Annotated in this window: 1 protein-coding gene; it reads left to right on the forward strand. The window is 42.7% G+C overall.

Annotation, left to right across the window (positions count from 1 at the left end; genetic code table 11):
- Window positions 1-31: 31 nt before the first annotated feature.
- Window positions 32-620, forward strand: a 589-nt coding sequence (locus tag R7Q46_RS28095; RefSeq protein WP_318078425.1) for a protein rep, incomplete at its 3' end; no start/stop codon positions are given.

Consider the following 620-nt stretch of genomic DNA (forward strand, 5'->3'; position numbering starts at 1 on the left):
ATTTTTGCCATAACCAAAAAAGGACGTCTTAATGACAAGTCTATATGACTCGCTGCCTTCCGTCTATGGAACAGGTGAGCTTCTCCGCGATCAAAAAACCGACTGGCGTAATATTAAACTCAGAAATGAGGCCGTTGCTGTATCTTTTGAAAATCAAGAATCTAAACCAATGATGAAACGCTTTGAGCGAATGATGGATTGTGGGGCGTATTTGAAATTTGCCGTTTCTGCTTCGGGCGATATGCGCCTTGCTCATGCGAATTTTTGCCGTGACCGGATGTGTCCAGGTTGCCAAAAAAGACGATCTCTTGTTGTCTTCCATCAGGTAAAAAACATTTGCCAGTCTATTCATGCCGATTTTCCCACGTACAAGTATCTTTTGCTTACTCTGACCGTTCCGAACGTACCTGCTGAAAGATTAGGAGATGAGATAAAACATCTTCATCAAAGTTGGGATCGCATGTCTCGTCGTGCGTTTTTCAAGAAATCTATTAAGGGTTGGTTTCGCGCTTTGGAGGTGACGTACAACGGGCAAAGGGACGATTATCACCCTCATATCCATGTATTGCTTTGCGTTCCATCGGGGTACTTTAAGAAAAATTATATTAATCGGGATCAGT

The organism is Vibrio sp. 811 (assembly GCF_033339195.1).